This window comes from Ruegeria sp. BHSB196 (genome assembly GCF_059613135.1).
The window spans coordinates 66,758-87,719 of sequence record NZ_JBXWRY010000013.1 but is presented as its reverse complement, the minus strand read 5'-3'; the positions used below and the strand labels follow the sequence as shown (position 1 = coordinate 87,719).

General features: G+C 56.2%; 15 protein-coding genes, 1 tRNA gene, 1 rRNA gene and 2 pseudogenes. 9 read left to right on the top strand and 10 right to left on the bottom strand.

What is annotated here, in order from left to right; all coding sequences use genetic code 11:
* Together rrf and AC2FNJ_RS09360 are read left to right on the top strand one after the other, a co-directional pair.
* A 5S ribosomal RNA gene (gene rrf, locus AC2FNJ_RS09365) occupies positions 1-108 on the top strand; the annotation flags it as partial.
* A gap of 119 nt (positions 109-227) precedes the next feature.
* Positions 228-304, top strand: a tRNA-Met gene (locus AC2FNJ_RS09360).
* On the opposite strand, the gene AC2FNJ_RS09355 is transcribed toward AC2FNJ_RS09360, so the two are convergent.
* Positions 261-1,901: a recombinase family protein gene (locus AC2FNJ_RS09355; RefSeq protein ID WP_496763960.1), complete on the bottom strand. Its 1,641-nt coding sequence runs from the start codon at positions 1,899-1,901 to the stop codon at positions 261-263. The genes AC2FNJ_RS09360 and AC2FNJ_RS09355 overlap by 44 nt on opposite strands.
* A 666-nt stretch (positions 1,902-2,567) precedes the next feature.
* Here AC2FNJ_RS09355 and AC2FNJ_RS09350 point away from each other — a divergent pair.
* Both AC2FNJ_RS09350 and AC2FNJ_RS09345 read left to right on the top strand, forming a co-directional pair.
* Complete coding sequence (locus AC2FNJ_RS09350; protein WP_496763953.1) at positions 2,568-3,206, top strand: imm11 family protein; 639 nt, start codon at positions 2,568-2,570, stop codon at positions 3,204-3,206.
* A gap of 29 nt (positions 3,207-3,235) precedes the next feature.
* Positions 3,236-8,248 carry an SPM autocatalytic domain-containing protein gene (locus AC2FNJ_RS09345; RefSeq protein ID WP_496763952.1) on the top strand — a complete coding sequence of 1,671 codons (5,013 nt, stop codon included), beginning with the start codon at positions 3,236-3,238 and terminating at the stop codon, positions 8,246-8,248.
* Positions 8,249-8,348: 100 nt separating this feature from the next.
* Here AC2FNJ_RS09345 and AC2FNJ_RS09340 read toward each other — a convergent pair whose 3' ends face one another.
* The 4 genes from AC2FNJ_RS09340 to AC2FNJ_RS09325 all read right to left on the bottom strand — a co-directional run bounded on the left by AC2FNJ_RS09340 (position 8,349) and on the right by AC2FNJ_RS09325 (position 12,424).
* Positions 8,349-9,392: a tyrosine-type recombinase/integrase gene (locus AC2FNJ_RS09340; protein WP_496763951.1), complete on the bottom strand. Its 1,044-nt coding sequence runs from the start codon at positions 9,390-9,392 to the stop codon at positions 8,349-8,351.
* Positions 9,385-11,055, bottom strand: a complete 1,671-nt coding sequence (locus AC2FNJ_RS09335; RefSeq protein WP_496763950.1) for a tyrosine-type recombinase/integrase — start codon at positions 11,053-11,055, stop codon at positions 9,385-9,387. The genes AC2FNJ_RS09340 and AC2FNJ_RS09335 overlap by 8 nt, the downstream gene beginning before the upstream one ends.
* 171 nt (positions 11,056-11,226) lie before the next feature.
* Positions 11,227-11,439, bottom strand: a complete 213-nt coding sequence (locus AC2FNJ_RS09330; protein WP_496763949.1) for a helix-turn-helix domain-containing protein — start codon at positions 11,437-11,439, stop codon at positions 11,227-11,229.
* Between the two features lie 520 nt (positions 11,440-11,959).
* Complete coding sequence (locus AC2FNJ_RS09325; protein WP_496763948.1) at positions 11,960-12,424, bottom strand: hypothetical protein; 465 nt, start codon at positions 12,422-12,424, stop codon at positions 11,960-11,962.
* A 170-nt stretch (positions 12,425-12,594) separates the two neighbouring features.
* Here AC2FNJ_RS09325 and AC2FNJ_RS09320 point away from each other — a divergent pair, with 170 nt between their 5' ends.
* Entirely contained in the window at positions 12,595-12,837 is a 243-nt protein-coding gene (locus AC2FNJ_RS09320) for a helix-turn-helix domain-containing protein (protein ID WP_496763959.1), read from the top strand.
* Between the two features lie 74 nt (positions 12,838-12,911).
* On the opposite strand, the gene AC2FNJ_RS09315 is transcribed toward AC2FNJ_RS09320, so the two are convergent.
* Together AC2FNJ_RS09315 and AC2FNJ_RS09310 are read right to left on the bottom strand one after the other, a co-directional pair.
* The gene (locus tag AC2FNJ_RS09315; protein ID WP_496763958.1) at positions 12,912-13,265 is read right to left on the bottom strand and encodes an ImmA/IrrE family metallo-endopeptidase; all 354 of its coding nucleotides are present in this window, start codon (positions 13,263-13,265) and stop codon (positions 12,912-12,914) included.
* A gap of 216 nt (positions 13,266-13,481) precedes the next feature.
* On the bottom strand, positions 13,482-13,799 hold the full coding sequence (locus AC2FNJ_RS09310; RefSeq protein ID WP_496763947.1) for a helix-turn-helix domain-containing protein: 318 nt from the start codon (positions 13,797-13,799) through the stop codon (positions 13,482-13,484).
* Positions 13,800-13,950: 151 nt separating this feature from the next.
* Between AC2FNJ_RS09310 and AC2FNJ_RS09305 the strand changes: the two genes are divergently transcribed.
* From AC2FNJ_RS09305 to AC2FNJ_RS09295, 3 genes are read left to right on the top strand one after another with little or no spacing between them, the layout of a single operon-like run.
* On the top strand, positions 13,951-15,201 hold the full coding sequence (locus AC2FNJ_RS09305) for a nucleotidyltransferase domain-containing protein (protein WP_496763946.1): 1,251 nt from the start codon (positions 13,951-13,953) through the stop codon (positions 15,199-15,201).
* On the top strand, positions 15,198-15,674 hold the full coding sequence (locus tag AC2FNJ_RS09300) for a type II CBASS E2 protein (RefSeq protein ID WP_496763945.1): 477 nt from the start codon (positions 15,198-15,200) through the stop codon (positions 15,672-15,674). Before AC2FNJ_RS09305 ends, AC2FNJ_RS09300 begins: the two co-directional genes overlap by 4 nt.
* Positions 15,631-16,737: a CBASS cGAMP-activated phospholipase gene (locus AC2FNJ_RS09295; RefSeq protein WP_496763944.1), complete on the top strand. Its 1,107-nt coding sequence runs from the start codon at positions 15,631-15,633 to the stop codon at positions 16,735-16,737. The genes AC2FNJ_RS09300 and AC2FNJ_RS09295 overlap by 44 nt, the downstream gene beginning before the upstream one ends.
* A 229-nt stretch (positions 16,738-16,966) precedes the next feature.
* Here AC2FNJ_RS09295 and AC2FNJ_RS09290 read toward each other — a convergent pair.
* From AC2FNJ_RS09290 to AC2FNJ_RS09280, 3 genes and pseudogenes are all read right to left on the bottom strand, one after another.
* A pseudogene (locus AC2FNJ_RS09290) lies at positions 16,967-18,142 on the bottom strand (McrC family protein); the annotation flags it as partial.
* 166 nt (positions 18,143-18,308) lie between these two features.
* Positions 18,309-18,713 carry a hypothetical protein gene (locus tag AC2FNJ_RS09285; RefSeq protein WP_496763957.1) on the bottom strand — a complete coding sequence of 135 codons (405 nt, stop codon included), beginning with the start codon at positions 18,711-18,713 and terminating at the stop codon, positions 18,309-18,311.
* Between the two features lie 27 nt (positions 18,714-18,740).
* Positions 18,741-19,256: pseudogene (locus AC2FNJ_RS09280) on the bottom strand (DUF8426 domain-containing protein); the annotation flags it as partial.
* A 109-nt stretch (positions 19,257-19,365) separates the two neighbouring features.
* On the opposite strand from AC2FNJ_RS09280, the gene AC2FNJ_RS09275 reads away from it, so the two are divergent.
* Positions 19,366-20,717 (top strand): IS3 family transposase gene (locus AC2FNJ_RS09275; protein ID WP_496763943.1). Its coding sequence is split into 2 segments (ribosomal slippage): positions 19,366-19,702 and positions 19,702-20,717, totalling 1,353 coding nucleotides; the frame shifts between segments, so codons are not numbered across the junction.
* The last annotated feature ends 245 nt before the right edge of the window (positions 20,718-20,962 follow it).

Here is a 20,962-nt window from a genome sequence, read left to right as displayed (position 1 = left end):
GTCATAGCGCGAGCAAAACACCCGGTCCCATCCCGAACCCGGAAGTTAAGTGCCGCAGCGCCAATGGTACTTGGGCTCAAGCCCCGGGAGAGTAGGTCACCGCCAAACCTGGAAAAATCCCCCAAATCTCTCGAAACGATCAAAAAAAACGGCCCGAAAACGCAACCCAACGCGTCAGGCCAACAAAAACCGCTCGCCGACAGACAGGCAAACGGCCAAAACAATGCCGCGGGATGGAGCAGCCAGGTAGCTCGTCAGGCTCATAACCTGAAGGTCGCAGGTTCAAATCCTGCTCCCGCAACCAGCGTTACAGAACGGCCCGAAGCAATACGCTCCGTGGCCGTTTTTTCTTGCCCCAGCGCCAGCAACCCCGCCAGCTCGCCAACCAGCTCAATCGCGAGCCCGTCACCCTCCGGGATCAACCGGATCTCGGAAAGCAGCCCGCGGAGCATCGTGCTGGCCTGGGTTCTGGTCTCAGGCGCATTCAGGGCGGCGGTCAGATCGGCCACCTGCGTCCGGTAGAGATCGGACAGGCCGGGATGCAGCAAGACGGGCGGTTCCGCGCCCATGCTGGCGCGCTCGGCTTCGAGATCGCCCTTGCGGCTTTCCAGTTCATCCATCTTGGCCTTCATGCTGGGATGAAACATGCCTTCGGTGATCGCCTCGATGATCTTGTCGATCTGGCGTGTCACCCTGGCCAGTTCCTGCTCCACCTTGGCCTTGTCGCGCGAAGTCTCCGCCACGAGACGGTTGTGTTCTTCGCGATAGGCAAGAACAAACGCCTTGATCAGGTCGGGATGCAGCAGGTGGTCCTTGAGACCGTCAAGAACGCGGGTCTCCAGGTCGTCGCGCCGGATGGTCCTCCGGTTGTCGCAGGTGCCCTTGTTGCGGGTATTGGCACAGCCGTAATGCGCTGTGCCGACCACGGTGTAGCCGCCGCCGCAGCACCCGCAGGTCAGCAGACCGGACAACAGGTGCTTGGGGCGATGTGCCCGTTCGGGGCGGGTGACGCCGTCACTGATGACGGCACTGCGGGTCGCCGACTGCCGGGCCTTCACGGCTTCCCAGAGGTCATCCGACACGATGCGCAACTGGGGCACGTCCTCGACCACCCAGGCTTCGGGCGGGTTCAGGCGGGCCTGGCGCTTGCCCGTCGATGGGTCCTTGATGAAGCGCTGCCGGTTCCAGACCAGGCGTCCGACATAGAGGTCGTTGTTGAGAATACCGGTGCCACGCCGCCAATTGCCGTAGATGGTCGAAGCCCCCCAACCCTTGCCCCTCGGACCGGGCACACCTTCTGCGTTCAGCCGCCCGGCAATGGCGCGCGGGCTGTCCCCGGCAGCAAACTCCGCGAAGATACGGCGGACGATCCCGGCCTCGTCTTCGTTGATCACCCGCTCGCCCGTCGTGACCGCGCCGTCCGCGCCGAGGCTGCGCAGGACATCGTAGCCAAAAGTCACACCACCCGCAGACTTGCCCTTGCGGATGCGACCTTCCAAGCCCCGGTGGGTCTTCTGGGCCAGATCCTTCAGAAACAGGCTGCTCATGGTGCCCTTGAGGCCGATATGCAGCTCGGAAATCTCGCCCTCGGCCACGGTGACAATCGGAATGCCCTGAAACCGCATCTGCTTGAAGAAGGCGGCGATGTGTTCCTGATCCCGGCTGATCCGGTCGAGACCTTCCGCGACGACCACATCAAAGCACCGTGCCCCGGCATCCTGCAGCAATTGCTGATAGGCCGGGCGGAGATGCGAGGCACCGGAAAGTCCGGCATCCGCATAGGTCTCGACAACCTCCCAATCGTTGCCGTCGGCCAGTCGCCGACAAAGGCGGACCTGGTCGTCGATGGAAGCATCCCTTTGCAGATCGGTGGAGTAGCGGGCGTAGATGGCGGCGCGCATGAGATGGGCCTTTCGGTATGGTACGACAGTTGGCCCGCCCCATTATAGGCACGAAATCAAACCCGTCAGCCAGAAAATTTTGCAACGGGTTGCAATATTTTAAAATTCAAAATCAAGAGGTTATCAAGAAATGTAGCTCGGCACACCCGTTTTGGTGAAGTTGCGGAAACAACTATGCAAATACCGCAACCCCTGCTGGCGTCGCTGTGAAGCGCGACTTTGCCTGAAGCGAAACGGAAAGCGAAGCCTATTGTCAAACCCTGGGTCGTGCGCCGGCGGGTAACCCGTCCAAATTGCTGTGGAACTTGAGATTTGTCTGCGACTTCGTGGCCACGTTGCGAGACGGCTCTAGTCAACGCTCAGGTTCCAGAACGACACCAGACTCAGAGCCTGTGTCAAAGTCAATGGTTGTCCAAACACTCGCATGTTATTGTCGGGGTTCAAACCGCGCGCCTCACTCGGGAGACAAAGCCCAAGACCTCCACTGACACACCATAGTGGAGAACGAGAAAAAAATAGAAAATTGGAGGTTGCATATGGGATCTCGATGTGCTGTTACTTCTCCAAAAGGAACTTGGGGCTATGAAGGAAATTTCCCGAAGCGAAGATTCGTTCGGCGTAATTTGCACATATCGTTAATATGGCAAAATCAAGAGTAAGTCCGCTATGACAAAAAAAGGGTTCAAAGTCTGGGTAACGCCGTTTCTGGCCGATCCCGCCAATGTATTGCCAATAGGATGCTTTGTCGATGGAAATTTGGACGACAGACTCAGCTTGTCAATGAAGACTAAATGGTCCCACGAAGCGGTTTACCCGAATGAGGTGCCGAAGTACTTGCACTTCAACCTGCGAGATCTTCCAGCGGCCAGGAAGAGCAATCTACCAGATCTGTTTCGAATTAGAGGTGGTATTCCGATAATTTCGGAGAAACTGTACAAGTTGCTTCAGGATTTTGATCTTGGAACAACTCAGTTTTTCGAGGTACCGCTTTTTGAATTTGATGAAAAAACGAAAAGACCTGATGTTCTCTATCTCATGAACATCACAGAAAAGAAATCTGCATTTGTGCCAGAGGAATCCGAAGGGTTTAGAAAGACAATTCCAACAGCCAGTTCTTGGACCTCATACACTTTGAGCGACAAGTCGGCTGTTCGACAGAAAATTGCCGAAGCAGGTGTCGATCTTTGGGTCGATCCCTTGGTGGACGAGAGAGTTTATATGTCTGACCGGATAGCGAAGGCAATCAAGCAGGCTGGAATAAAAGTTCGGTCGTTTCGGCTAAAGCCCTGCAAAATTGTTCCTTAAAAATTCCACAAAAAAATTTGGAAATCACTATGCCAGATCTTGGCGTTAACATACACCACATTTTTTCTCGAAGCGTTCTGGACGATTTTGCTTTCAATCTAGAAAGTCTTTTTGGTTCTTATGAGGATAGTCCATATCATGTGGATTCCGTACTTAACAAGAAGGGTCTTCCCGAGAGCGTAAACTACGCATCGGCGCTTGAAGCCCAAAGTCTGTACAACAACACCGGTGCCGAAAGTCTCGGAATCGGGTTGAGCGCGCATCCCGGAGGTCACGGAAATCTTGACAATTTCGAAAGAGCTGTTCTCAGTGAGATTTTCAAGCCCGATGGCAACCCATACAATTCGAATGTCGCTAAAAAGGCCGCATTATTTAACCTAAGGGAGTTTCTGGTTCAGGTTACCGAAGCAGGGAATCCGCCGATATTCGGAACTACAACCGAACAATTTTTGAGTGCATGGGATAACTACCGCGTTCCGATTAGTGATTTGAATTCCTCTAATGATGCGGGCGTTCAAAAAATCCAAGAAGCTACCGCCTTTGAAGCCAAATGGCAGAGTTGGGATGAGGCAAAGGATGGGCCCAAGTACACAGACTTGGGATCCCCCAAAAACTTCGAAGCGCGCGCCCATTTCGCCGCAGATCGCATTGATAAAGCCCTGGTTGAATCGGCATTGCATTCCGATCTGGTTAAGATCTATGAAGGGCGTTTGGCGCAACTTAAAGATCCAAATTTCAATCCGAAAACGGATTACGGGAAGGTCAGCAGTTGGATTTATCAGGCGAATTATGAACTTGCGAACAAAGCCGGTATTCTCGACGGAAACAAGCAGTTTATCACGGACCCCGCCCAAATTGTTCCCAAAACTCCAGTACGCCCATCGGATACCAAACTAAATGGATATCGTGCGGAACTTGGATTGGGTGAGGCAGAGTTCAAGTTCAACAGCCAGATTCCGGAGAACGCGGACGGAAAAACCAGTGGCTTCGAGAAAATCACCGGGTTTGGCGACAGCTTCAAACCCATCGTCAACAAATTCGTCGGCGATGCGCATGCCTGGGGTGTTCCCGAAGGGGCCGTGCTTGATGCTGATGGCGTAAACGCAAAGGTCGCGGATTTCATCAGTCGCGTGGACGGGCAGCTTGGCAGACTTCTGGAGGCTACTTCACCTGCGGAATTTGGGCGGCTTGCCGGTCGGCTTGTCGACGCCCTCAAAAACCTGTCAAAGGACCTGCAAAAGGCGTTCTCTGAGATTCCAAATGCAAAATACCTAGCGTTTGCCGGTGCGTTGGGAGATACAATTGAGCTGGCTCAAGTCTTTGGAAAATCAATTGATCAAGCTCTGGCAGGTGACATCGCGGGTGCCGCAGAAACATTCATTGAAGGTGTTTCCAAGTACGTTGTGACCAATGCCGTGGCAATCGGAGTGGGAATTGGGCTGGCCATTATCGGGACGCCGGCACTTGGGGTAATTGCAGGTAGTGTCTTGGCCGGGATCGCGGTCGACTACGCACTTGAGGATTGGTACAACGCACTCGGGAACTGGTCCGAAAAGATTTCCGAGTTGGAGTTTTGGGAGTGGCCTTTATCCGACCCGTTGGTCATCGACATGGATGGCGACGGGATTGAGCTTTCGGAATTGGGTTCCACGATCGCTAGTTTTGATTTGGACAATGACGGGTTCACGGAAAGAACGGGATGGGTCGGTCCGGATGACGCGCTTCTTGCTGTTGATTTGAATGGCGATGGAAAGATCAACGACATCAATGAAGTATTTGGTACCGAGTTCCGTTCTGGATACGAAGAACTGGCTGCCTATGACAGCAATGAAGACGGCGTCGTAGACCAAAACGATGCCAATTACTCCCAGCTCCTGGTTTGGCAGGACGCCAACAGCGATGGCATTACAGACGACGGAGAACTGCGTTCCCTTTCGGATGCTGGTATCGTGTCAATTAGCCTAAGCGCCAATGGCCCGAACCAATGGGTGGCCGGTAATCTCATTGCGGAAACCTCTACCGTCACCTTTGATGATGGGACCGTCAGGCAAAGTGCGGAAGTCCATTTCAACTTGTCGCAGGTGAAGTCCGAGAAAATCCTTCCGGAAGGGTTTGAGTATTCGCAGGACGTGCGGGATGTGCCTTGGCTTGATGGGGTAGGCGACTTACCGGATATCTGGATCAGCATGACAGAAAATTCTGGCCTCGTTGCCCTGGCTCAGAACGTAATGGCGACCGCAGTTTCCGGAGGGGTTGACCAGTTTTTCAGTGAGTTTGATTCGTTCTTGGCGAACTGGGCCGGTGTGCAGGACGTGGTTTGGCGACAAGATGTGCCGAACTTGAACATGGTGTTCACCTTCGACCCTGCTCAGCTTGCGGAGTTCGCAAAAACATATGTTCAACCGCAACCTGGTTGGGGGCCTGACCCGACACCCCGTCCTGCTCACTACACGGGTGTCTTACCACATCCCACAGGGTTCATCTATGCAACCGCAGACGCAATCGGGAATTACGGATACGAGGAGCCGATTCCTCAGGTTGTACGGATACCGGAACACGGATCCCAAAGCGGTGAAGCCGAATGGGTGTATGACTTGGGCAACGAAGTTCATGCATGGATGGAAGAACGCGGATTTGTTGCAGCCCTTTTCGCAGGCTTCAGCCAAGAAGTAGTCGAGCAACCCATGTCAACGTTCCCACTTCCTGCGCCACCGCCCGCTTGGGGAGTGTCAACGAGCAGCGGTTCCTACCGTGTTGTCGTCGGTGATCTTAACGATCCGGGTGAAGCCGAACCGGCACCCGCGATGGATGCGCGTACGTTCGCGTTTTTGCAATCCGCGATGGGTCAGCAATACCGCCAAGCTGACAACTACATCGCCCCAGAAAACATTTTGGTTGCGACGCCGGAGTCTGACGAGCTACCGGAGGTCACCGAGGCGTATGACGGAATCAGAGACTACTATGCAGCGCGTTTTCTGGTCCAATCGGCACACTTGGCCACCATCGATGCTGGAGAAGGAGGGAGCATTGGCGCACTGACGCCGTTCCGACACCTGTTCTTAAACTTCACGACCGACAAGATTACAGGAAACAGCGACGCATTTGTTGTGGAACTTGTAGAGCAGTATCGGAACCTCGGCTTCGGATCGGATACCGACGCGCTGAGATTGCTAAAGGTGTTTCATGCGGACCGGCCAGAATTGCCGGCCATTGTTATTGATCGTTTCAGTGATATCAGCGTGTCCGACGTCGAAACGATTTTTGGCGTCTCGATACTGGCGGGTGGGTCGAACGGCGAGGTTTACACAGCAACGACCGAAGACATGCTCGTTGGAAGGGACGGTAATGATTCACTAACGAGTTCAGGGGGCGAAAAGGTCTTCTTGGGCGGTCTTGGAAATGACAGCCTGACCGGAAGCAGTCAAACGGATAACTACATCTATAGAACCGGCGATGGAAATGACACTATCAGCGACCATAGTGGCTTCAGCACAGTCCTCGACCGTTTGACTTTCACAGACGTAATCGACAGTGAAGTGACATTCGCCCAGAATGGCGGCGAAGATCTGGTTATCACGCTGGGCAACGGCGAGACAGTAACTGTCATCGATCACTTCAGGGATACTTACAAGGATCTGGAGCGGATTGGCTTCGCGGACGGTACGGAGCTGAACGAACAAGCGATCCGGGACAAGACCGTGTCGGACATGAAAGCGTCCGGGGCTGTAATGGGAACGGATTACACTGAGAACTACACACACGCCTTGGGGGATGGTTCGTACACAATTACGGATTTCGATTCCGGCACGACTACAGGATTGGACAACCTGGTCTTCACCGATGTAACCGAGGTCGAAGTGAGATTTGCACAGGGGTCCAACGATAGCCTTGTAATGACGCTCGCGAACGGAGACACCATTACGGTCGAAAAACAGTTCCACAACCTGTTCAACTATTCGCTGGAAACCATAACTTTTTCGGATGGATACTCGCTGGACGAACAAGCGATCCGGAACAAGACCGTTTCAGACATGAAAGCGTCCGGCACCGTAACTGGGACGGACTTTACCGAGAACTACACCCACACAGTGGGGGACGGCTCCTACACAATAACGGATTTTGATTCCGGAACGAGAACCGGCACGGACAGCCTGGTTTTCACGGATGCTACCAAGAACCAAGTAGCCTTCGCGCGGGGGTCAAATAACAGCCTCGTCATGACGTTGGAAAACGGCGACCAGATCACCGTCAACAACCATTTCCACAGTTATCTTGGTTATTCGCTGGAGATTGTCTCTTTCGCAGATGGCCATTCTCTGGACGATCAAGGAATCCGCGACAAGACAGTTTCCGACATGAAGGTGACCGGCGCTGTAGTCGGATCCGACTTCACCGAGAACTATACCCACATAGTGGGCGATGGTTCCTACACGGTAACGGACTTTGATTCTGGAACGAGAACCGGCACGGACATCTTTAGCTTTCTTGACTTGAACAGCGATCAAATTCTCTTTTCGCAACAAAACGAACACGATCTCATAATGGAGACTGTCGGCGGCGAGGTGATCACCGTCATAGATCATTTCCGGAATGCCAACTATGGCCTGGAGCAAGTGGTGTTTTCCGATGGAACCACGTTGGACGCGCAGGGTATCGTTGACAAGGTCGCCAGTGACTATCCTGACGCTTTCTGGAATGACGTAGCAACCGTATTGGAATTGGGCGTCGTCGACGAGTTCCGGTTCGGCAACAACTGGAGTGGGTTGACGAACGCAGATGGCCGGATTGACGTCGGTTTTGTCAATGATGGTCTCGCGCGGCAAATGTCTCTGAGTGCTTTCGATGTCGACACCGCGGACGAAATCGCAGTCCTCGTGAACGGACATCACCACTCGTACTTGGCGGCTGGAGCAAACAACGCGTTGTCGAGTCACACAATAGAGTTCGCTGAAGGCGAATTGCAGGACGGCAATAATGTAATATCGTTTGCAATTGGTAACCCCACCTGGACGTGGGGCTTGGATGACCTTGCAATCGCGTAGAAGTACCGACCAATGGTCGTCAGATGACAAATTCTCGCTGAATGAGAGGCAGCGTCGCATGTTTTGGCTCCAGAACTGATTCTCGGTCCAAGACCCGCCTCTAAGGTTTGAAGGCATTCTCCATGGTGCGTTGCCATCTGTCACACGCCTCGATCCCGCGAGCGCGATTGTAGTGCTTCTGAGCCATGTCGAGTGTGCGATGACCGAGAATGTCGCGAATGATGTTCGCATGAGCAGGGTCGGTCTCGGCAATCGTGGTGGCGACAACGTGACGGAACGCATGCGGACGCAGTTCCAGATTGAAAATGCGCTTGGTTACTTTCGGCAGTTCGCGTGACAACCCGTCCGGAGTGAGCGGATCGCCATATTGGCTGATCCACAGAAAATCGCCGGGCTTTCCGCCCAGCAAAACCGGACGGTGGATGTCCAGATAGCGTTGCATGGGTTCAACCAAGGTTGCCGGCAGTTTGAAATCCCGCGCTTTTTTGTTCTTCATGTCGGAGGCGTCGAAACGCAGGTGGAATCCATCCGTCACACGGAGCAGGTGATGATCCAACCGCATGGCAAGAAGGGGGCGACGGCGGATCGGGCGCGATATCAGGAAAGCGACCATCAACGCCTGGCGATACCGCGATGCACGCGTTTTTGGCTTGAGGTGGGTCTGGGATTCAACTTCTCCAATTCTTTTCAGGCAGGCCTGTAGTATGCCTCCGGCCGCAATCGGGTATGCGGCCGGGAGTGCCTTGGGTTTGGCCTTGCGCAAGAGTCGTTTCGATACCAGTGCGAGCCAGGACCAATCACGGTTGGGCGCCATCGCGCGGATCACGGCAAGAAGGTCCGTAATCAGTCCGGCGGTTGATCGCGGTTTCAGACGCGCCTCACACTCCGTGATGTAGGCGCGGACGCGTTCCTCCGTCACCCGCACACCAGGCGCCTTCGACAAGGATTTGGGAGCAGTTCTGGCCAGAAAGGACAGCCATTGACCATATCCTTGCTGACGCTTTTTGCGGCCCCCCGGTGACCAATGTGCGCACGGCCCAACATCATCGAAGAGATCACCTGTTGCGAAGAGGTCGCCCCAGGCGGATTTGTCCGCCTGAGGCCAGTCGTCGAACTTCAATACGAGAGGAATGAGATCAGTCACGGCTGCCACTCCACTTCGACAGGACCTTTTCGTCGTAGTGCTCGTGCGACCAGTGGTTCGAGAACTCTGCGTAGAAATCCATGGTCGTTTGCAGCTTGCGGTGCTTCAACATCTGGCGGACCGCTTCGAAACTGCCGGGCTCTTCACGCAGGAACAACTTGGCGGTGATATGACGGAACAAGTGGGGATGGACGGACAAGCCGGTCTCCCGGTAGATCAAGGCCGACAAGCTGGCCCCGAGATTGCTCGGAATACGCGGCTTTCCGTCGCTCTGACGAGGGAACAGTGCGGTCCCCATCATGTCCGTGACCTGCGACCGGAACCTGGAGATGTAGGTGTGGACAATCCGCGAGTGACGGGCGTTCAGGCGAAACTCGATCGCTTCGCCATTCTTCACGTCCTTGCCGTCGATGCGAACAGTATAGATCGTGTGCGTGCCATTGCGGTGCCGGATCACATTGGTGTTCAAATCGAGAGCCGCGAGGTTTTTCATCCGCAAGGGGCAGGAAAGCAGGATCGCGATCGCCGCCGCATGCATCGCCAGCACCCCGGACTGACGGCTCTCCGGCCGTTCTTCCGCACGCTTGATCAGCACCTCGGGCAACGAAAACAGCGCCACAACGTTCTTCCAGTCATTGAACTGGACAAGGCGTTCCCGGTTCTTGTCGCTCATTCCCTTGATCGTGGGTGCGACTTTCCGTTTGATCCCGGCAATTGCGGTGAGGTCATTGGTTGCCATGTCGAGGTGATGGCGGGCAATGGCGATCAGGGTCGTGGCGATGTTGTGCAGCCCGACCGGAATGGAATTGCGACCCCGGCGCGCTTTTATCTGACGGAAGGCGGTCTTCATGTTCTCAGGTGTTACCACCTTCGAAAGGCCGGTCAGGGCATCGGGGTCGGTTCCGGCGCAAACCAGCGCGTCCAAGAACTGGGTGATATGCGCTCTAACGTTGCGCAGCGACGTCGGTTGAAGCGGTTGGTCAGGGCCATCCTCGTCAAAAAGGTCGATGTGAGCCAACTTGCCGAGGTAGGTCTCAATCTCACGCCGCAGGCTTTCGGGGTAAGTGGACAACGGGCGGCAACGGTACTGCGCGCCTTTTTCGTAGCTGAGCTTTGCCAGTGCAAGACCTTTGCGTTTTGCAATTCCATTCCAAGCCTGCGCCATTTCCTTGCACAGCTTTGCAGGATCCTTTCCAAGCAACCGTGCGTCAAGGTACGACCGGAAATCCGCCATGGTTTTGTCGGACACGGCTTCGGGATCGAGGTCGCGATTGCAGCAATAGGTGACGAAGCGAGACAGGGCGAACACCTGGTGCGGCGCCGAGCAGCGTGCAAGGAAGTCCTGCCACTTCTCGGACGGTTCGCCCTTGGGTTCTGCGGGCGGCAGAAAGCCTGCAGTCTGGAGTGCCCTGGCAACGTTGCTTTTGACGTTGGCAAGGGACTTGGCCGAGACGCCGACCTGAACGGGATGAATGGCGGTCAGAGCCATGCGCAGAGCCGGCGCATCAGCGGGAATGTCGGCCGGTGCGAGACCGAGATAAGTGGCAACGCGACGGATTGCGGAAACCATGTCGCGGCGACGGGTTTCGGTCAGGTCACCGCGTGCTTCCAGTTCACAAATGGCGTCAGCCAGGCTCGCGGGTTTGGTGCTATGATTGTTCATGATTTGGTTCTTTCTGTTTCAGATGGGATTGGGGATTGTTGAGACATTGGAGGACATGGAGGGCAGGGCGGCCCACGCGCGGACATTCGGGAAATCGGGGTAATGAACTTGAAGCCGAAATCCATCGGCCCGTTTTCCCGACACGCAGAAAAATCGCCCGATTTGAGGACACTAGAGGACATGGCTTGCGACATCGTTGCGACGGGCGGCGGCAAGGGCTTTCAGGTCCGTGCGCGCAATACGCCAGTCACGACCCAACCGGGTTGCGGGCAATTCGTTGGACTTGATCCAGCGCCGCACCGTCTTGGGGCAGACGCGGAACAAGGCCGCGACCTCTTTCACGCTGAGATAGGTGGCGTCGGCGGGAAACGGCAGATCAGTCATGGCCCACCTCCCCATCATTGCAGCGGCGGTTGGCGACAAACGCCGCATACGCCGCCTTGCGCGCCAGCAGACGCACAAGGTCAAACAGAGGTTCGGGGATTGCGGGTGAGGGCAGATCGCCCTTGGGAGCGGAAGACGCACACGTCATCGGTCAGTTCCTTGAATGGAACCGCACGTGACAATGATCGCAGTGGTTAGGTTCGGAAGCACACTCCGGACAACAAACCGCCGATCTCGCCAGAGATCGGGATCATTGCCATCGAGTGCTCCAAGGGCGCGTATTCGCCCAAAATGCTCCCTGCGGCCCAGCCATCACGGCTGGTAGGTTGATAGTGTGGGGACGTTACAATGCCTTAACGCATTGATCAAGAACGATTTTGGTTACCTTTCGGTTACATTTTCGAAGCGGCGCGAGACACCTGAAGATGCAGTGGAGAAAAATAATCACGGGCCGAGGTTTTCCGACCCCGGCCCTGAAGCGTAATGTGCGGATGTCGCGTCTGGTCTGCGTGTGATGGGACTAGCTCCAGCCCTGCTTGACCGCACCTTCGATGGTCACGGTGATCTCGCCGAAGCAAGGATTTTCCCCGTTCTTCTTGAACATGTAGATTTTGCTGAAGTTGCGGCGATTTCTCAGACCCGGATCCCGCTCGATCTTGTAACCCTGTTCGACCTTTTCCCGAACGGCCTTGATCATGTCGTGCGAATTCAAGCCAAGTGCGCGTACGGCGTCGTCCGAAACAACACGACCCGTCTGACGCCAGTCCAGGCCGATGGCATGGGGGAACGGGCGACTGATCTGTTTCAAGATCGCCTTTGACTTGGCGCGCAAGTGCGAAGGGAAATCGGCCGTGATGTACATGTAAGCTGCGCGGTTGCGAATATCATTCCTAAACTGCGGGTTGTTGGCCATCTCACCGGCGTATTTTCCATAGAGTGCTGCCTTGTCGACCGGCGGCCTCCGGTTGCGGAAATGGAACGTCATTGGTTTTCTCCTTCTACTTGGTCCAGTTCAAAAAAGTGCGAAAAATCATGGGTGTAGTACCTATTTCGCTCTTCAGCTTCACATTACACGGGTGGCTGATGTCGTCCAGAAAAAAATGAGACTTATAAGTCGTGGTCTGATTGGCCTCATTCGGCGATCCATCGTTCCTGATGGATGTTTGCAAACGCATAGGTTGGAATCTGAGGCGACTTCGCGCTGACCGCGGCGTCACCCAAGAGGGGTTTGCGAACAGCAGTGGCTTCGACCGAGGCTATGTCAGCGGTGTGGAAAGGGGTGTCCGCAATCCGTCCGCGCGGGTGCTTGAGAGGTTGGCGTTGGCATTGGGGGCTGATGTGGCGGAGTTGTTTGATGCCCAAAAAGCCGAAGAGTTTCGAACCTTGGCGAGAGAGTAATGCCATACCGGGTGGGAAGCGGAAGTTCGCTGCAACATGCTCCTATGTCCGCTTTCGATCTAGCGGAACACTGATCATCGGCGACTTCGAGCCAGTTGATAGTCCACGCCAGTCATACGAACACGCCAATTCAACATCTCTCGGCTGACTAAGTATTGGTCACATACGACAATCTCGGAAATTCGGCGCTTTCGAATCAACATTAGTGCTGGCCTGGGAAGAAGGAGTGTTCCAGCTAACCAATCAGCTTCGTCCTCTTGGTCCTGGTCAAAATTCCCAGGTGCCAATGAACCATCATCCAAGATGCAAGCTTCGGCAAGGTCGTGTCCTAGAATGATGTGTGCTAGTTCATGCATGATGACGTTGTTCCGCCGACCCTGGGACGAAACTGGCTTGTAGATCACCAGATTGTTCGTCCCGACTCTCATTGTAAGTGCAGACCAAGAGTCGTCGTTTTCATCGCATAGTGCGACTTGGTCCTCGACACCTAGCGCAGCCACATCCGGGACCGACCACACGGTGACGCCCAGATGCACAGCGAGCCGGTCCGCTGACAATGGGTCGGTTTGGTTTAGACCAAGCTGTCGTCGATACTCTACCGACCGTCGCTCACACTGCGATTTGAACCCCCTACGAAATGCCAACTAGTGCCCCCTCGCATCCACCTCATCGACGAATTGCTTGGACGCAGCCTCTATCAGACTTGCTAGTGATCTGGCCGTCTTGGGCGGCATTGCCTTCTTGTTCTTGAACGCAATTTGAAGGTTGCCGACCCCAGTGAACTTCGATGGCTCTTCCTCTAACCAAGCACATACTTTTTCGAGTGTGCCAACATCTGGCACGTGCCCCTTTTCTATCCGTGAGAGGGTTGAGGGGCTGATCCCGATTTCCTTCGCCGCCGCCCGAATACCCTGATTGCCGCGTTTTCGGCTGAGCAGCGCACCTAGGTCACCTACATCCATGGTTGTCCTCCAAAGTGTCTCTCAGGCTGGAATTAGTGTTGCACATACTGGACAGTTCGTTGCTGTCCGGTTAATGTCCAGCCCATGAAACACTTGAATCACGTCGTGGGACACTCGTCAACTGCGACGAATCGGAACAACGAGGCCGAGCATGAACAAGCACTTGGGAACACCCGCCGCTCCGTGGGACAGCATTTCGGAACAAATGTTGGCTGCAGTGGCCATCAAGATCGAACTTCCGCCGAGCATGCATGCCCTGCTGGCTGAACGGAAAGAGGCCATCGAAAAGCACCTTGCACGAGATGAAAGCCCCCTGAAGGGAAAAATCCGTCTCTTTTACCAACAGGGGTCTGTGGCCATCGGTGCAACCATTCGAGCCAAGTTTCGGTTCGAGGGGTTTGATATCGACATCATTGTCGAATTGATCACCCCGGGTTTGACGCCTTGGCAGGCACTGGAGCTTCTCTACCAGGCGATGCGGGGGGAGCCCGGTTCACGCTACTATAATATGACCGAGCGTCAGACGCGATGCGTCACGGTTCACTACGCCGATGGGATGCACCTTGATCTGTCGCCCGCCGAACTGATCAACGAATTCGATCCGCGTCGCAGCTTCATCTATCATTCGAAGCCCGAAGAGTCCCGCAGCATGGACCACAAGGTGCTGACCAACAGCTTTGGGTTTGCCGACGAATACAACACAACATGCCCCGTCGATCTGTCGTTCCAACAGGAGTATGCCCGTCGGGCCCTTAGGGCCGATCGTGGTCTGATCACCATGCAAAAGGACGCGGACTCTCTGCCCGTGCCTGAACACTCCACAGTTGTTGGCGGCAAGTCTGCCGTTACCGTCGCTCAGATGCTGATCAAAAGGAACCGCAATATCCGATGGGCAAAACGGACAGGACGAACGCCAGCCTCGGCGATCATCGCTGCCCTGAGTCTTGAGGTTGCCGAACCTGGTCGAACCATTGGTCGGAACCTCCAGGTTATTGTTCAGCACATTCTTGGTCGGTTGCTGCGAGCGAAGAGTGATGGTGAACTGATTCACGTCGAAAATCCGCGTTGCCGTGGCGATGTCTTCACGGACCGCTGGCCAGAAAACCAAGCCGCCCAGGACACGATGATCGCCGATATGCGGCTGTTTCTGGATCAACTCGCTGTGCTTCTGGATGATAGGCGTTCCTTGCGTGACCGGCGTGACACCCTAAAGGCGATGTTCGGCGAAGATGTCGGTCAGTCAGTAGTGGATGACCTAGAGCGTGATTTTGGTGATGCCATTCGCAGCGGTCGCCATGGCTTTGGTACCCTCGGCGGTCTCACCATGAGCCCGAGCATCGCCAAGGCCAAACCGGCGGTAAAACCTTCGACCTTTTTTGGCACCAAGTGGAGGCGCTCATGAAGTCCCTCTTGGCACAGGTTAACGCCATGCAACGGGATTGGCCGCAGCTTCGGGCATCGCTAGGGCTCGGGCCGCGATCCGTGATCTGGTTCGGCAATCTGAAGGGCCTGGAGCGCCAGTTTCATGTCAGCATCGAATTTGGCCTACCCATGACAGGGCGACACGACCAATACCGCCGTATGCCCATGGTTCGTGTCCTTAGGCCCTTATTAGTCCCGAACTGGGACGCCGAGGAAGAGGCACCACTCCCGCACGTCTATTTCGAACTGCCAGACATCAGGCTGTCGCCGCTGTGCCTGTTCGACCCCAAGGCGAAAGAGTGGGACCCGTCTATGCTCATCAGCCGCACTACTGTTGGCTGGACGGTTCGATGGCTTGCCGCCTACGAGTTCTGGGAAATGACCGGTCGGTGGATAGGCGGTGGACGCCATGACGAAGATGGAGCCGAGAAAGGTGAAGGCCATGCCGCGTGACAGCGAATACGATCACACTGTCCCTCGCCGTTCTGACGGTACGAGGCAGTCCCTCAGACCGGCCCAGCCTTGGCCGTCGGGGAAGCCGTTCAAGATACTGTCCATCGATGGTGGCGGTATCTTGGGCATTTTGCCTTGCATGATCCTGGCCGAGATCGAGAAACGCTTCCTGGACGGTGAGCCCATCGGTGAGCACTTCGATATGATCGTTGGCACCTCAACTGGTGGGATCATCGCGTTGGGATTGGGCCAGGGCAAGTCGGCTCAGGAAATCTCCAAGCTCTACATCGAGCGTGGCCGGATCATCTTTCCGGGCAATCGTTTGACACGATGGCTTCGCGGTTGGGCGGGATGGGCGTTCACACCATATGACCGTGACAACCTGGAAAAAGAGCTTCGACGGGAATTCAGCGACGGCCTTTTCGGGTCATCGTCCGTTCCAATCTGCATACCATCGTTCGACGGTCGGTATGGCGAACCCTATGTATTCAAGACCCCGCATCACCCCGATTACAAAAAGGACCAACATGAGCGGCTAGTAGATGTTGGGCTCTCAACAGCGGCGGCACCAACGATCTTCGCGGCGGTGAAGAGGAATGGCTACGTATTCGCAGACGGCGGTATATGGGCCAATAATCCGGCCATGATCGGCGTGGTGGATGCGATGACCTGCTATGACATTGATCGCACTCAGATCAGGCTCCTGAGCCTCGGATGCGGTCAGGAGAGCTATCGGATGCACTGGTGGCATCGCATTGGTGGGCGGCTGGTCTGGGCAGGTCTATTCGTCTCCTCAGCAATGCGGGCCCAATCCCATAATGCCTTGGGTCAGGCAGGTCTGTTGATAGGTCGATCCAACATGGTCCGGCTGGACGCTCCTGAGGTGGCGAACCGGATAGGAATGGATGACGTTGGACGGGCATTGGCGGAGATGCCTCCGGTCGCGCGGTCGCTGGTAGAAGCATCAGGCCACAGGATATCTGAGATATTTCTGCAAGGTGAAGAAAGCACGTCGTCACACGTTGGAGATAGCGAGACTGACGTTGGCGCAAATACTGGATAAGCAGACTTTCGTGCAACAGGATATGAATGGCAGCTATGGGGCCAAGGCAACGAAACCCAATCGGCGGCTATGGGATTCTGCATGACAACTGCGTTCGACAACGCTGGTTGCGGGCTCCCGCAACCAAATTCTCGCGCGTTATCAGACGCTTGAGCGCCGCCCTCCGGGGCGGCGTTTGTGTTTCCAGCACCCGTGGAAGCACTGTGGAAGCAAGAGGGGCCGAAGTCTTTCATATCGCTTCGAAAAGTGTGCTGCCGTGATGGTCGGGTGCTTCCTGCGCGCTTTCGTTGGCCAAGCAGTCCATGACCAACTGCCGAAGGGCATCTCTATGGTCTCGCTGTTTGCCGACGAGGTCTTGCGTGGCGACGATAAGTGTCTCGTCCGCGCCCCTTGTCGCGATGGAGTACCGCCGGCGGATCGGATCTGGCGACAGGTCGCCATGATGGGGGTATAGCAGTACGACGTTCGGGCAGTCGTAGAGCCATCCATATGCCATCAGCTGGTACACGTCCGTCTGGCTGACCCCCTGCTTTGGATCGTCGATCCGTGGCGTCATGCGCTTCCACTTCGTGTCGATGATCAGCGCGATCTTCTCGCCCTGCCGGACGATGAGGTCCGGCCTTGTGCGGAAGCGGCCGGTCTCGCCCTCGTAGAGACAATCCCGATGGCCGCCTTGCGACGACACACGGAAGCCCGTGCCGGCCAGAGCACGCGACAGGGTCCGTTCGATGTATGCTTCGAACAAGACGTTCATCTCGAAGAGTAGCGCGTGACCATCGATGGTCCCCGCGCTCGTCTGCTGGTGCCGGTCCGATAGAAAGAGGCGCGCGAGAGACAGGAGATCCCGCCAACGACGATTGGTGCGGTCCAGGACGATCCGGTCCCAGCGGAGGGCGTTCGGAGGGACGTCGGCTACGTCGGCGTACACGAAGCTCAGTTCGCGCAGCGCCCGCTGGTTATCCGGTGCACCGGACAGACGCGACAGCTTGCTGACCGCCGCCCGCATCACCTGGTTCAGCGCTATGTCCGGCGACAGAGCATCGAAACGGCACGCCAGCTTTTGTGGCGAGACCGCGAGCGTCGAGAACTGCCGTGTAACGTCCAGGCGTCCCCGAAGCGCAGGCAGGTCATCTTCGTGTTCGAGGTAGTGGCGTGGCATCCCCTGCCGAACCGCGTCGGTCAGCTTCGCACAGAACAGACGGATGAGAAGTTCGAGCACGGTCTCGCGCTGCCAGCCGAGCTGCGTCATTGAGCCGGCTTCAATTGGCAGATCGTAGGCTACAGCAAGCATGTGGATGAGGCGCTGCCTGAGTACCGCATCCGACACCCCGCTCTCGCCGCTCCCCTCGATCTTTGGGAGAATCTCCAGTTGGCAGCCGAGGGTGGCTATGACGCCGACGACGCCACGTGCGCGGAGTCCCTTTCGCCGTGTTCCAGAACACCCTCACCCCCGCGCCCGGAGAAGGTCGATGCCCTCGCGACCGCGGCAAGCCGGTCACCTTGCGTCTCCGGGATCTCGGTGTCGCCGGGCCCGTAGGCGATGCGCTCCCACTCGCGGATCGTGCGGCGGATCATTTCCCGACCAACTTGGTGTAGTCGAAGCCCTCATCTGCGGATCGAACCTGCCAGCGAAACCGGGCGACAGCATCGCCGTCCTCGAGGCCCGGAGGCGGTTTCAGGATCGCACGCTTGAGAAAACCACCGGTGATCGAACCCTCGCCCGGTTCCAGGTCGCCGAGCACCGCCGCGATCTTGGCCCAGTCTTCGAAGAAGTATTCCGCGAGGAGCGGGATGACCTTGTGGCGCATGACCTCGTCGACATCTGCTCGCGAACTGCACGAAGTGAAGTAGGCGTGCCCGATCTGGTGTTCGCGATCGTAGAGATACTCAATCCGCTCATTGATCGTGGCGAGAAGTCGCGGCAGGTCGATCCCGCATTTCTGAGCGGCATCTGCGAGGCGGGACACATCCGGCATCATCTCCCGGAAAATGAAGCGACGCCTGAGCGCGGTGTCGAGAAGCGCAATGGACCGGTCCGCGGTGTTCATGGTCCCGATAACATGGAGGTTTGCTGGTACGCCGAAGAGCCGCTTCGAATAGGCCAGCGTAAGTCGGATTTCGTTTTCAGCACGAAGCCTCTTGTCGGGCTCGAGGAGCGTAATGAGCTCACCGAAGACCTTGGAGATGTTCGCCCGGTTGATCTCGTCGATGATGAGGACGTGGGGCCGAGCGCCTTCCGCAGGGATCGACCTGTCAACGCCGAAAACGACTTGCTCCAAGCCGTCCCATTCGACCAGAGCACCATTCAATTTGTAGACGGTATGTTGCCGGAAGCCATTCGGATAAAATCTCGCGCGCTCCGTTCCTTGGTCATCACGCCAAAGCCATTCGACCCTCCGGCGATGGGGGTGGTGTTCAGCATCAGCCTCGAAGAAGTAGTCGCTTGCGATCGTGCCAAAGGAACGCATTCTGTCACGACCATCAGAAATTACGACATAATCACCCACCTGCATATCGGACCGAAATGAGAAGGTGCAGACGAGTGTCTGACGTCAGCACCCATCGGACAGATTTAGGGGTTTGAGCAACGGAGGATTTCTGGTTCATCGAAGCCATCAAGGAGCGAAGATGAACAAGAAATCCGGAACAAGCAAAGATGCCGCTGAGAAGCTGGTCAGAGGCATCAAACGGAAGACCCGCAAACAGTATTCAGCGGAAGAGAAGATCAGGATTGTCCTAGCCGGCCTTCGCGGTGAGGAAAGCATCGCTGCACTGTGTCGCCGCGAGGGCATTGCCGAGAGCCTGTATTACTCCTGGTCGAAGGAATTCCTCGAAGCTGGGAAGAACCGGCTCGCGGGCGACACAGCCCGGCAGGCGACGGCCCCTGAAGTCAAGGAACTGCGGTCCGAGGCGTTGGCGCTGAAGGAGGTCGTTGCGGAACTGACGCTTGAGAACCGGCTTCTCAAAAAAAGCATGATCGGGGATGGGGGCGAAGACGAATGAGATACCCAGCCTCAGAGAAGCTTGAGATCATCCGCACGGTGGAAGCCTCGCATCTGCCGGTGAAGCAGACATTGGCGATGCTCGGCATTCCCAGCAGCACCTATTACGATTGGTATGCCCGCTGGGTGGACGGCGGGATCGATGCTCTGGCAGATCGTTCCCCCCGGCCAAGGTCGGTGTGGAACCGCATCCCGAATGACGTCCGCGAGCACTTCGTCGAGTTTGCGCTGGATCGCGAGGACCTGACGCCGCGCGAGCTGGAGACAAAATACACCGATGAGAAGCAGTATTTTGTCTCGGAATCCTCGGCTTACCGCATCCTCAAGGCCGAAGACCTGATCACGGCCCCGGCCCATGTGGTGATCCGGGCAGAGGATGAGTTCCGCGACAAGACCACCCGCCCGAACGAACTGTGGCAGACCGACTTCACCTACTTGAAAGTCATCGGCTGGGGTTGGTTCTATCTCAGCACGATCCTCGACGATTACAGCCGCTACATCATCGCGTGGAAACTCTGCACGACGATGAAGGCTGGGGATGTGACGAGCACGCTGGAACTGGCGCTGGAGGTCTCGGGATGCGATCAGGCCATGGTCGTTCAGAAACCCCGGCTGCTCAGCGACAACGGCTCATCCTACGTCGCCGCCGACTTGGCGGATTATCTCGACGACAAGGGCATGGATCACGTCCGCGGCGCGCCGCATCACCCTCAGACCCAGGGCAAGATTGAGCGCTGGCATCAGACGATGAAGAACCGTGTTTTGCTGGAAAACTACTTCCTGCCGGGCGATCTCGAACGTCAGATCGGCGCCTTCGTCGACTACTACAACAACCGGCGATACCACGAGAGCCTCGGCAATCTTACACCGGCTGACGTCTATCACGGCCGGGGCGCGAAGATCCTGAAGATGAGAGAGGAGATCAAGAAACAGACAATCCGAAAACGCCGGTTGCAGCACCAATCCGCTGCCGCCTAAACTGAAACAGAAATCGAACCAGAGCCTCCGTTACGAAACTGCCCGCGCAGTCCGGAAAACTCTGACGACGGACACTCGCATGCCTTGAGGCAGAGGGGTTTGACGTTTCACCAATTGGCTTGCGGTCATTTCTGATGAAGGGCATTTATTCCAAACGACTACGGCGCGAGAAGATCGATGGCGGTCGTGGAAAAATGATCTGGACCTACTTCTCGGGAGATTGAAGCTGTGTCGATTTTCACCAA